At 55.6% G+C, this 11,612-nt stretch carries 14 protein-coding genes and 1 riboswitch; of the genes, 11 read left to right on the top strand and 3 right to left on the bottom strand.

The window, feature by feature from the left end:
- Window positions 1-73: 73 nt before the first annotated feature.
- The gene (locus tag KI379_RS22445) at window positions 74-532 is read right to left on the bottom strand and encodes a pyridoxamine 5'-phosphate oxidase family protein (protein WP_244169323.1); all 459 of its coding nucleotides are present in this window, start codon (window positions 530-532) and stop codon (window positions 74-76) included.
- Between the two features lie 173 nt (window positions 533-705).
- On the opposite strand from KI379_RS22445, the gene KI379_RS22440 reads away from it, so the two are divergent.
- The 9 genes from KI379_RS22440 to KI379_RS22400 all read left to right on the top strand — a co-directional run bounded on the left by KI379_RS22440 (window position 706) and on the right by KI379_RS22400 (window position 8,648).
- Window positions 706-1,935 (top strand): MFS transporter, encoded by a 1,230-nt coding sequence (locus KI379_RS22440; RefSeq protein ID WP_076172712.1) that lies wholly within the window; start codon window positions 706-708, stop codon window positions 1,933-1,935.
- A gap of 150 nt (window positions 1,936-2,085) precedes the next feature.
- Window positions 2,086-2,826, top strand: coding sequence for an MBL fold metallo-hydrolase (locus KI379_RS22435; RefSeq protein ID WP_212984958.1), 741 nt, complete (start codon window positions 2,086-2,088; stop codon window positions 2,824-2,826).
- A 13-nt stretch (window positions 2,827-2,839) separates the two neighbouring features.
- The gene (locus KI379_RS22430) at window positions 2,840-3,439 is read left to right on the top strand and encodes a CGNR zinc finger domain-containing protein (protein WP_212984957.1); all 600 of its coding nucleotides are present in this window, start codon (window positions 2,840-2,842) and stop codon (window positions 3,437-3,439) included.
- A gap of 526 nt (window positions 3,440-3,965) precedes the next feature.
- The gene (locus KI379_RS22425; protein ID WP_089549216.1) at window positions 3,966-4,352 is read left to right on the top strand and encodes a VOC family protein; all 387 of its coding nucleotides are present in this window, start codon (window positions 3,966-3,968) and stop codon (window positions 4,350-4,352) included.
- Window positions 4,353-4,426: 74 nt separating this feature from the next.
- A riboswitch (TPP riboswitch) is annotated at window positions 4,427-4,539 on the top strand.
- A 217-nt stretch (window positions 4,540-4,756) separates the two neighbouring features.
- A complete protein-coding gene (locus KI379_RS22420) occupies window positions 4,757-5,806 on the top strand; it encodes an ABC transporter substrate-binding protein (protein ID WP_076172707.1) in 1,050 nt (349 codons plus the stop codon).
- 54 nt (window positions 5,807-5,860) lie between these two features.
- Complete coding sequence (locus KI379_RS22415; protein ID WP_076172706.1) at window positions 5,861-6,154, top strand: thiamine-binding protein; 294 nt, start codon at window positions 5,861-5,863, stop codon at window positions 6,152-6,154.
- On the top strand, window positions 6,151-6,909 hold the full coding sequence (locus KI379_RS22410; protein ID WP_076172705.1) for an ABC transporter permease: 759 nt from the start codon (window positions 6,151-6,153) through the stop codon (window positions 6,907-6,909). Before KI379_RS22415 ends, KI379_RS22410 begins: the two co-directional genes overlap by 4 nt.
- Window positions 6,910-6,939: 30 nt before the next feature.
- Window positions 6,940-7,752, top strand: coding sequence for an ABC transporter ATP-binding protein (locus KI379_RS22405; protein ID WP_076172704.1), 813 nt, complete (start codon window positions 6,940-6,942; stop codon window positions 7,750-7,752).
- Window positions 7,749-8,648, top strand: a complete 900-nt coding sequence (locus KI379_RS22400) for a TatD family hydrolase (RefSeq protein WP_212984956.1) — start codon at window positions 7,749-7,751, stop codon at window positions 8,646-8,648. Before KI379_RS22405 ends, KI379_RS22400 begins: the two co-directional genes overlap by 4 nt.
- 78 nt (window positions 8,649-8,726) lie before the next feature.
- Here KI379_RS22400 and KI379_RS22395 read toward each other — a convergent pair whose 3' ends face one another.
- Window positions 8,727-9,182 (bottom strand): SRPBCC domain-containing protein, encoded by a 456-nt coding sequence (locus tag KI379_RS22395; protein WP_244879406.1) that lies wholly within the window; start codon window positions 9,180-9,182, stop codon window positions 8,727-8,729.
- A 172-nt stretch (window positions 9,183-9,354) separates the two neighbouring features.
- On the opposite strand from KI379_RS22395, the gene KI379_RS22390 reads away from it, so the two are divergent.
- Together KI379_RS22390 and KI379_RS22385 are read left to right on the top strand one after the other, a co-directional pair.
- Window positions 9,355-9,981: a VOC family protein gene (locus KI379_RS22390; protein ID WP_212984954.1), complete on the top strand. Its 627-nt coding sequence runs from the start codon at window positions 9,355-9,357 to the stop codon at window positions 9,979-9,981.
- Window positions 9,982-10,036: 55 nt separating this feature from the next.
- Window positions 10,037-10,486 carry a nuclear transport factor 2 family protein gene (locus KI379_RS22385; RefSeq protein ID WP_212984953.1) on the top strand — a complete coding sequence of 150 codons (450 nt, stop codon included), beginning with the start codon at window positions 10,037-10,039 and terminating at the stop codon, window positions 10,484-10,486.
- A 133-nt stretch (window positions 10,487-10,619) separates the two neighbouring features.
- Here KI379_RS22385 and KI379_RS22380 read toward each other — a convergent pair whose 3' ends face one another.
- Window positions 10,620-11,435 (bottom strand): hypothetical protein, encoded by an 816-nt coding sequence (locus tag KI379_RS22380; protein ID WP_212984952.1) that lies wholly within the window; start codon window positions 11,433-11,435, stop codon window positions 10,620-10,622.
- Window positions 11,436-11,612: the final 177 nt, after the last annotated feature.

Genomic DNA, 11,612 nt, shown 5'->3' with positions numbered 1-11,612 from the left:
AACAAGGTCTCGAGCATCAGGGCGTATCACGGATCTATGAAAATGGTTCCAATTGCTTATGGACACAGTAAATCTACTCGATCCATTCGTGCTTTTCCCCATCTTTCCCCGTATATTCTACACGGACGGGCGTAATTTCAAGCAAGACGTAATCCGGATCATCGGGACCGGTAAACCGCTTCTTGAATTCTTCCTTCCAGATCTGCTTACGCAGGGAGTCCTCAGCCGTTACTTTGCAGGTTCCTTCAATCTCTACAACCTCCCGCGATCCCCCGATTTCATAGCCCAGCAGCAGGGAAACGTGAGGGTTTTCCTCCAGTTCCTCAACTTTATGCGTCTTGCGGTCGGTGACCAGATGGATGCTGAGGCCCTGATTATATAAAGCCATATACCGCTGCTTCGGCCGGTTGCCTTCCACTGTGGCAAATGAGCAAAACTGGTTGTGATCCAGTATTTTGGCAAGATTTTGTTCCAGGATGATTTTCGCTTCCATCTCTAGATGATCCGCTCCTTTCTGCTTCGTGTTGTCCATGGGCGCAGCCCGTACCCATAGTGTACCCTGTCCGGTATAGGATGAACCTTGGAACACGTCAGCTTTTATCCGAGAATAGGCATGACGTGCCCTGAATACCTTGTTATGATGGAGATACCGGCCGTCATCCGGCTTGTCCGCACCAAGAATTTAATACTGTAAAGGAGTTCCTCATGAAACGACTCATTTGGATAGGATGTCTATCCTATTTTCTGATCGGCCTGGCGCATGTCGTGCTGGGATCGGTCCTTCCCGTGCTGCTGGAGCATTATCACCGCGAATACAGCGAAGGCGGGACGCTGATCTTTACCCAGTTCGCCGGTTTTCTGGCCGGTGTGCTCGTATCCCCGTGGCTGAACCGCCGTTTTGGTAAAAGGGGCGGGCTGCTGATCGCCATCGGCCTGCTTACGGCCGCCGAGCTGGTCTATACCCTGCTGCCGCCTTGGGAATGGCTGTACGCCATTGCCGTGTGCGCAGGCTTTGGTTTCGGCATGATTGAAGCGGTGATCGGCACCATTATTATTGCAGCAATTACCGATAAAACCGCTGTGGCGATGAGCCGCCTGGAGGTCTTTTTCGGGGTCGGGGCCATGGTCATGCCGCTAATCGCAAGCGGATTCATTACGGAAGGATGGTGGAGGTTTTCGTTCCTCGTCATTTCGCTGATCGCCCTCGTCACGCTGCTGTTCTGGTCGAAGGCCTCCTTCGGTGAAATCGATGCCGTGCTGAGCGCCAAAGGGCCTGCCGCTTCCGTATCCGGTCAAGAGCATGCCTCGCCCAAACGCTTCCCTTATCAAGGCGGAGCTTTCGGCATTCTCGTCCTCTTTATCGTATTCTTCTTTCTGTACGTCGGCACCGAGATGAGCCTGGCCAACTTTATGCCCGCCATCCTGATTGAGAAAATGGGCATGAAGGAAGCCGCCGCGGCGCTCAGCGTCACCTGCTTCTGGATCGCGATGTCCGTCGGCCGGATCTTTGCCGGCGTCGTCGCCGAAAAGATTCATTACCGGGTCTACGTGCTGTTCAGCTGCCTCATCACCCTGGTGCTGCTGATCGTGTTCCCGCTGATGGGCCAGGTATGGTCGGCTTTCGCGATCATCCTGCTGCTCGGGCTGTTCATGTCGGGGATCTTTTCGATTGCGCTCGTATTTGCGAGCAAGCTGCTGCAGGGCAGCGAAGAATCGACACCCAGCATTTTGATCGCCTCCGGCGGCGTCGGCGGAGCCATCCTGCCGCTTATCATGGGCTGGAGCCTGGACCATCTGGAAGTGAACCAGTCGGCATGGATGCTCGCGGTGTTCACTGCCGGCATGGTCGTGCTCAGCTTTGCGGCTTTCCAGCTGCAGCGGCGGAAGCTGGTTCACCAGAGCGGACTGCAGGGGCCATCAGGTGCAGGAAAATAAGCTATTCAAATTAAAGGCGGGCCAGCAGGTCCGTTTTTTTTATTTTCGTATAACCTCTAAAATTATATTTACAGGTTATAAAAATACAGCTATACTCCAATTATAACTTGTAATACAAATTTTAGAGGTTATACAAAGGAGATGGATGACATGGAACTTCAAAAGCTTCCCTGGGCAGGCATTCGAGTGACGGCAGGAGCCACATCGGTGGTCATTGACCCGCTTTATCATTTTCCGGAAAGATACGCCAAGTCTCACGAACCGCTCTTCCCGCTTAACGAATACGGCCCGGCAGATGCGGTGCTGATTACCCATGAGCATGCGGATCACTTTGATCCCCAGGCCATCATCGATGCCTACGGGGCTGACATTCCCGTGTACCTCCCGCAGGAGAGCGTCCTCCTTGCTGAAAATAGCGGCCTCAACCGCGTAATCGGTGCTTCCGTCGGCGATGCCTTCCAAATCGGTGCGCTGAGCGCAGCCGCCACGTACTCCGTCGACGGGGTCGGAGACGTGCAGATCGCCTGGGCGCTGAGCGACGGCGAGCACCGCCTGCTCCACTGCGGAGATACGCTGTGGCACGGTTACTGGTGGAAGATTGCCGCGGCTCACGGCCCATTCGATGCGGTATGCCTGCCGGTGAACGGTGCCGTTCTGGAACGTCCTGATCGTCAGCCGCCCAGCGGCATGCCGATTACGCTGCTTCCAGAACAAGCGGCCGCGGCCGCACGCGTTCTCGGGGCCAAACGGCTGGTGCCGATCCACCATACCGCCATCCACCATCCGCCTGTATACCTGCAGACTCCCGATTGGCAAAATCGCCTGCGGGCTGCAGTTGGTGATACAATGGACATAGCATTCCTGAACACAAAGGAAACGATTACTCTATAAAGGATGACGCATCATGGATAAATCCCCTTCCCGCAACGTGCTGGGGGGCGCCCTGTGGATCAATCTCGCCAATACGGTGCGCATGCGGGAGCACCGGGTCACGGATATGCTGGAGGAGCCAGGTTATTTAGACGAATGGCTCCACGATAATGAATTGCACGGCTTGAACAATACCGCAGGGGCAGCTTCAGCTGTGACGCGGGAAGACCTGCTGCCCGAACTGCTCCGTCTGCGCGGCGTGTGCCGGCTCGTTCTAGAAGACCTGGACCATGGCGGCACCTTGTCGGATGACGCATTCGCCGCCATGGAGGCCGAAGCTTCGCGGTTAGACGTGGCGCTCCGGGCTGAGCGGGATGCGCAGGGCACCCCCCTTCTCATCACCTACGGACAAACCGCCGTCCAAGGCGTGCTGTACCCCATCGTCCGCTCCCTGTTCGAGACGCTGGCAAACGTATCTTCGGACCGCATCCGGATTTGCGAGCATGACGACTGCATCCTGCACTTTGTGGACACCTCTAAGAGCGGCAAGCGGCGCTGGTGCAGCATGGAAACTTGCGGCAACCGCCATAAGGCGGCCGAATTTTATGCGAAGAAGAAGCAGCGCGGGCACTAAAATAAGCCTGGGATCGTCTGATGGACATCCCGGGCTTTAGTCAAATAAGCCTGTTGCCTTGTTCACTGCCCTTGATTTATATGGCGGACACTCTCCAGCTTAGCTCCTTTGTCCAACGACTTGTAGGAGTATGTCGATAGGTACGTTCTTCCGACCTCTAACAAGTTCCAAGTGTTTTCATTATCGACTTTAATTTTAACTGGCCCTTCTTCTTTACTATGGGTGTTCTCGACGACAATCCAATATGTCGAGCCAATGAGCTGCTTATCGAGTATCGTTATGTCCCCTCCGCCATACGTTGGCCCGGTACATGCTGTCAACATACACATGAAAAGCCATGCTGCAATTATTTTTTTCAGGACCCTCTCCCCCGTTCCTGACTAGTTCAATACCACCAAGCAGCCTATAATTTATAAACAATGATGTTTACATAAAGTTGCCTTACACCTCGGATTTAAATGCTATAATGGCCTTAATTTAGGGCAAACCCATTACTTATAAGTACTATGAAAAGGAGCTTATACATATGGCTAATAAACGTTTGGATCATGTCGGCATCGTCGTACGGGATTTAGAGTCAACTATCCGATTTTATACCGAGATCGTGGGCCTGGAGCTGAAAGGCAGGCTGACACACACCAACGGCGTGTTCCAGCTGGCGTTTCTCGGCTTCGGGGGCAGTAACGAGACGGAAATCGAGCTCATTCAAGGCTACAGCTACGACCTGCCAGCTGAGGGCACGGTGCACCATTTTGCGATCCATGTCGACGATATTCAGAAGGAATTTGAGCGGATCCAGGCGCTCGACGGCGTGGAGCTGATCGATCAGGAAATCGTGACCCTGCCGAACGGATACCAATATTTCTTTATCTATGGTCCGGAAAAAGAATGGATCGAATTTTTCCAGAGATAATCTGGAATCGGGCGGATGTCTGGACACCCCCATGGGGATGGACTATAATATGGGAGGAAAACAACCCGAAAACCTTATAGAATCCGGGGTGCTGGAATTGGCCGGCTGAGATTGTATCCCTTCAAGATACTGACCCTTTTAACCTGATCTGGGTAATGCCAGCGTAGGAAACCGTTTGTCACGGCTTACAAGCCGTGCTGATCTTGCGCATATGAAGCGTCCCGTTTACGGGGCGCTTTTTTCATTCATACTAGTGAAAAACGGGATTACGCCTTGCGAATGCTTCTATGATTCAGTCACTCAGATCGGCTTACGATTCTAAATATAACGGGGAGAGGGGATCACCGGTCGATGCTTCCACAGAGAGAATAAGAACGGCCGGACATCAAAGGAGAGAGAAAGCCATGAAGAACAAATCCATCGGCCTGCTGCTGGTCTGCATGCTCGTACTGGCGCTTGCCGGATGCGGCGGCAGCCAGAACAACACGGGCGGCGGAGAAGGAACATCCGCTTCCGACACCACGGCAGGCCAGGACAACACCGCAGCGAAGCCGCTGAAGGACGTCAAAGTCGTCCTCGACTGGACGCCCAACACGAACCATACTGGGCTCTATGCTGCCAAAGACTTGGGCTATTATAAAGAAGAAGGCTTGAACGTCGAGATCGTGCAGCCGGGCTCCACCGGCGCCGACGCCATGGTCGCTTCCGGCAAGGCGCCCTTCGGCGTAAGCTATCAGGAGAGCGTGACCCAGGCCCGCACGCAGGGCGTGCCGCTCGTCTCGATCGCCGCGGTCATCCAGCACAATACGTCGGGCTTTGCCGCACCGGTGGACCGGGGGATCAAGACGCCGAAGGATTTTGAAGGCAAAACCTACGGCGGCTGGGGTTCCCCTGTCGAAGAAGCTGTCATGGGCTCCATCATGGAGATCGACAAGGCGGACGTGAAGAAGGTAAAAATCGTCAACATGGGCGACGCCGATTATTTTACCGCCGTGAAGCGGGACATCGACTTCGCCTGGATCTTCTACGGCTGGACCGGTATCGAGGCGAAGCTGCGCGGCGAGCCGCTGGACATGCTGTATGTCAAAGATTATTCCGAGAAGCTGGACTACTACACACCGGTTCTCGTAACAAACGAGAAGCAGATCAAGGATGACCCCGAGCTGGTTAAAGCGTTTATGCGCGCGACCGCCAAAGGTTATCAGTACGCGATCGACAAGCCGGAAGAAGCTGCCAACCTGCTGCTGAAGGACGTGCCGGACCTCGATAAGCAGCTGGTGATCGAAAGCCAGAAATGGTTAAGTCCTAAATATCAAGACGACGCAGCCCGCTGGGGCGAGCAGAAGGAACAGATCTGGAAGGGCTATTCCGACTGGATGTACGATCACAAGCTGCTGGACAAGCCGCTGGACGTGAAGAGTGCGTACACGAACGACTTTTTGCCGGAACAATAAGCCGCACATAACCTAAGAGTTACCGTAACCTATGAAGAGAGGAAGTAGATTCGCATGGCCAATACGCTGTTAAGCATTCAGGTGATCCCGAAGACGCCGGGCAACGAAGACTCATACGCCTACGTCGATCGTGCCATTGAGGTCATTCAGCAGTCCGGCGTGAAGCATGAGGTGCACCCGCTGGAAACGACGATGGAGGGCGAGCTGGAGGAGCTGCTGGACGTCGTGCGCAAAATGCACGAAGCTCTGGTGGCTGCAGGCAGCCCGAGTATCATCTCCCAGGTCAAAATCGCCCATAATCCCGGCGGAATCAGCATGGACAAGCTGACGGAGAAGTACCGTCCATGAGAAGCTGGTGGAAAAACGTATGGCCGCCCCTCGTGGCGGTCATCTTCTTTTTGCTCGTATGGCAGCTGCTGACCTCCCTGTTCCATATTGAACAATGGATTTTGCCTGCGCCGAGCGACATCGCCCGGGAAGCCGCGGCCGCTTCCGGCGGCTTGTGGGAGCATGTGTGGGCCACGCTGAAGCTGACCGTATTCGGCTTCGCCATCGGAACCGCCATCGGGCTGGTCATCGCACTGATTCTGCATTTGATTCCGTTTTTAAAACAGGCGCTGTATCCGCTGCTCATTCTAAGCCAAAATATCCCGACCATCGCCCTCGCCCCCCTGCTGATGATCTGGTTCGGCTTCGGCCTCCTGCCCAAGCTGATCGTCATCACGCTCGTCTGCTTTTTCCCGGTGGCGGTCGCCGCCCTGGGCGGCTTGAAGCAGACCGATCCCGTCATGATGAACTACATGCGCATGATCGGGGCGGGCAAGGGCCAAATTTTCGCCAAGCTGGAGCTGCCCCACGCGCTCCCTTCCATCTTCTCCGGCATTAAAATTGCCGCCACCTACAGTGTCATGGGTGCGATTATCGCCGAGTGGCTGGGGGCCGACAAGGGCATCGGCTATTATATGATGCTGCAAAAATCGGGCTACCGCACCGACCGCATGTTCGTGGCGATCATGATCATCGTCGTGCTGAGCCTGCTGATGTTCGGGCTGATTGCGCTGCTCGAAAAATGGTTCGTCCGCTGGAAGCCGAAGCAGGGCTAGCGGGCCAGGCCGGAAAGGAGAAATACCGTGATGAATAAAAAAACCGCGCCCGCGCTGGAGATCGTCTCCGTCAGCAAAAGCTTCAAAGAGAAGCGCCGAACACTGCCGGTACTCAGCGACATCTCGCTGACCGTGGGCCAAGGCGAATTCGTGTCCATCATCGGGCCGTCGGGAAGCGGCAAGAGCACGCTGCTGCACGTGATCGGCGGGCTGACCCGCCCGGATGCCGGCACCGTCCGGATGAACGGCGCCGAGGTAACCGGGCAGCAGGGGCATATCAGCTACATGCCGCAGCAGCCCGCCCTGTTCCCTTGGCGGACGATCGAGGACAATGTGCTGCTGGCCCAGGAGGTGCACGGCCCTGTCAGCCGGGAGGCCCGTGAGGACGCGCGGCGCTGGCTCGCCAAAGTCGGCCTGGCCGGCTTTGAGAAGGCGCATCCGCATACGCTGTCGGGCGGCATGCAGCAGCGGGCGGCCTTTCTCCGCGCGCTGCTCAGCCCGCAGGAGCTGATGTGCCTGGACGAGCCGTTCAGCGCGCTCGATGCGCTGACCCGCAGCGACATGCAGCGCTGGCTGCTCGACATTTGGGAAGAGAACCGCCGCTCGGTTCTCTTCATTACGCACAACATCGAGGAGGCGCTGCTGCTCTCGAGCCGCATTTACGTCTTCTCGAGCCGGCCGGCCGCGGTGCTGCACGCCATCGACGTGCCGTTTCCGCGCCCGCGGCGCGAGGAAGTGACGGAGGCTCCCGAGTTTCTCCAGCTGAAGCGTCAGCTGAGCGAATGGATGCGCGAGGAGCAGCGAAAAATGCAGGCTGCACAGCAAGGAGGTTCACGCCAATGAGCGGCAACCACAGCGAAGTAAACCCTTCAAACGGCCATGAGTTGGTCCTCGACCGGGCAGCAGCGGCATCCGCATCGCCGGCGGAGGCGAACCTGCCGCCGCTCGCGCCCTTGATCGATGCCCATGTTCATCTCGATACTTATAAGGAGCACGAGACGCAGGCGCTGCTCGGGAGCCTGAAAGATGCAGGCGTCGCAGCCGTCATCGGCGTGTCCATGGATTTGGTATCGAGCCAAGCCAATCTGAGGCTTGCCCAGGCTTGGCCCGGGCAGGTCTATCCCGCCTTCGGCTTCCATCCCGAGCAGCCGCTCCCTGCCGACCGGGAGATCGACGCACTCTTCGGCTGGATGGCGGAGCATGCGGACGACATGGTCGCCGTCGGCGAAGTCGGCCTGCCGTACTACTCGCGTCTGGAGGCTGCCGAAGCCGGGCTTCCTTGGGATAACGGACCGTACGAGGCGCTGCTTGAGCGCTTCGTACGTTTTGCCCGGGACCATGACAAGCCGATCGTGCTGCACGCCGTTTATGAGGATGCGGATACCGCCTGCGATCTGCTGGAGAAGCACGGCGTCTCCCGCGCCCATTTCCACTGGTTCAAAGGATCGGCGGACACCGTGCGGCGCATGGCGGATCGCGGATATTACGTTTCGTTTACGCCGGATATCGCCTATGAGGCGGAAATCCAGGAGCTCGCGCGCCGGTATCCCGCCTCCCAGGTGATGACCGAGACCGACGGGCCTTGGCCGTTCGAAGGGCCGTTTGCCGGTCAGATGACCCATCCCCGCATGACCGCAGAGGTGGCCTCGGTATGGAGCAGTCTTCGTGACGTCCCCCTGCCGGAAGCCAGGGCGCTGCTGCATGCCAATGCCTGCCGTTTTTACGGCCTTCTGCGCTAAATGAAAAAAGGGTCTGCCCGCTACGGACAGGCCTTTTTCTTTTCCCTCTCCAAATTCAATTTCACCTATCTTCGGGTGTTATCCGCCAACGAGTGCCTCTCCGGTTTCAAGCAGCGTCTTTAAGCCTGAGAGCACGATCGGAAATCCCCTTTCAACAATTTTTGCGGTTTCAGCGGCTTGTTCCATTTCATCATGCACAACGGTGACGAGGGTTACGCCCTTAAGGTTTTCATGTGAACCGATCTCCCACGTAATGCGTATCGGGGGCTCGTTTTTCACCCCCGGAAACGCAACATACCGCCAACTCATCACGAGTTTACTCGGAGGATCGATGTCGAGAATGATTCCTTCCGCCCTCTTCTCTTCCCCGTTCCATAGTTCGAATGGGGACTCGATTTGCCAATCGGAACGGAAGGCGCAATGGTGCCAAAATGTTGACGTCTTGGCCGGATCCGTAATCGCTTGCCAAACCTGCTCAGGGGTTGCCTTAATCGCGATCCGACTTACATGACGGGGGTTGCTTTCCATTTTCATTTCACGCTCCAGTTCAAAAAAATGTTTTGTTTCGCTTGACACGTTACTTTTTGGTAACATATGATGAGGGTATCATAAGTGACTTTATAGTCACATGATAGCGCAAATGGATTTGTTTGTCAGCCGGCGGCATGCAAATCGCATAAAAAATGAATGGGAGCTGATCTTCTATATGACTGAACAGATGATGAACACTCCACAACATGAGGCAGACCGCCTTGATGAGGCAGGGATTCCGCCTATGCAGCTGCACCACATTGGGTTTAAAACGGCAAGGTTTCTGGAGATGCGGGCGTTCTATCGCACCTTCCTCGGGGTCACACCGTCCCTGGAAGTGGAAGGTATCGGTGGTTTTTACACCTTCGATCTGGCTCACCATCGCCTGGTTCTCTTTCATGATCCCGCATGTATCGAACAGGTACCCGCAAGCGCGGGCATGCATCATGTAGCATTCATCTACAGCATTGACGATCTCATGCGGACGTACCAACGTCTGAAACACAAGGGGCTGCTGCCGTATATGGCGATGAACCATGGTCCAAATACGTCATTCTATTACCGCGATCCTGACAACAATGCCCTGGAACTCCAAGTCGACAATTACGGACCTGACTTGCTCAAGGGTCTGGAAGCCATGCGCGCGCTTCAGCAATGTTCCAATCCCGTCGAAGCACTCGGAGTCATGGTGAATCCGGAAACCTTTTTGAAAGCCTGGCAGGAGGGAGCAACACTCACGGAGTTACACGAACGTTCCTACGCGGGAGAATTTGCCGAAGGTACACCTTCGATCCCAATATAAAGGCAGAGTTGTCGGAGAAAAAAGCGCACTGTAAACACAGAGGAGGATAAAAGCAATGAGCAGCATTCAGAGTATTGTTGATCGCTTCGAGATCGAAGCGCTGCGCGGCGAGTTCACCGACTCGGTGATGATGCGCGACCCCGACCGTCTAGCGTCCTTGTTCACAGATGATGGCGTGTGGCGGATTCCGGGTGCGGGCGTTGAACTCACCGGCCGGGAGCAGATTCGAGACGGAAGCAAGCGGCTGCAAAGCCAGTGGGACTTTTTCGTGCAGACCACACACCCGGGCACGATCCAGATCGATGGCGATGCCGCGGCCGGCCGTGCCTACATCTCTGAGCTCGCCCGCCTGCAAGACGGCAGGAGCGGACTGAACTACGCCGTGTACCATGACCGCTACCAGCGCACGAAGGACGGCTGGAAGTTCGCCGAGCGCGTCTACGAGGTCAGATACCTCGACACCACACCGCTTTCGGGATCGGCGCAAATCGAATCACATGAGTAGAAATCGAAGTTCCCGCGCCCCGCTGAGGGGCGCCGGCTTTTAAGTGCAAGTATCCACTCGGGGCGGATTGGCCATCAGGGGTTGAAGCTCCCTTTTTTAAGAATGATTGTTTACATATAGACGATGCCTCGTCTTAATACAGCTTCTGCTTGTTTTCAATCCGCTTGGTATCCAGATTCAGTTCCTGATAGTAGATCATGTTCTTGTCCACCTTGGTCACGTTGAAGATAACGCCGGTCTTCCGGGACGTTTCGGGACCCTTCACCACGGTGACGGTCTCAGCGAACACCTCGTCCGGATCCGGCACGGCTTTCAAGGAATCTACACTGATCTGGCTTCGGTACGTATTCGGATGCTTATCGAAATACTCCGTAGACCGGATCAGCCTGCCATCCTCATCCCATCTGGGCTCGCCGAAGGTGTTCAGCACCGCGTAGGGCTTCAAATCTCCGGTATAGTAAAGCTCCGATTTATAGCGGTCGGGATTGCGGCTCGTTACCCGGGTGACGATAAAGTATGGCCCGGTAGGGCTTAGGGATACGCTTGACTCCTTGGCGCTGTATGTATGCTTGATGACGAGCTTTTCCGTTTTCGCCTGAAAGTCCCCGAAATAGACCTCAAAGCTGCTGCTGGCCGTCGATTTGATGTATACGTATTTTTGGGTGAGCCGGGAGTAGCTCAAGCTTTTCACGGTCCCTGCGTTCGTCAGGGCCTTCATCTGATCGGCAAAAGAGGCGTTACTCCCCTGAACCCCCTGCTCCGCTGTTCCAGCTGCCCCACCTGATGAATGCCCGTTCTCCGCATTGCCAGGCTTTCCTGCCTCCTCGCCGGCGCTGATGGGAGCAGGAGTCCTTCCAAGGCCGTCATTCAAGCCGCCCGGTTCCGTGCAACCCGCCAAAGCCAGAAGCATACAGCATCCCGGCAGTACCATTTTGAATCTTGTCCGCATGTATGGCTGCTCCTTTTCCATAAAATAATCATTTCTATATCTTTCAATCTGGGATAGCGATTATAAGCATTATAGAGACCCCTGCTTGTCTATAAAAGGGCGGCTCCGTTACTTTTGGATGAAGGTTTTGTCACCATTCCTAAGTTATTTACCCAGGAAAAGGAAAATTGGCACAAC

This window comes from Paenibacillus cineris (genome assembly GCF_018333335.1).
Lineage (GTDB): Bacteria > Bacillota > Bacilli > Paenibacillales > Paenibacillaceae > Paenibacillus_AQ > Paenibacillus_AQ favisporus.
Note: the sequence above shows the minus strand (reverse complement) of the source record. Positions and strands in the feature narration are given on the sequence as shown.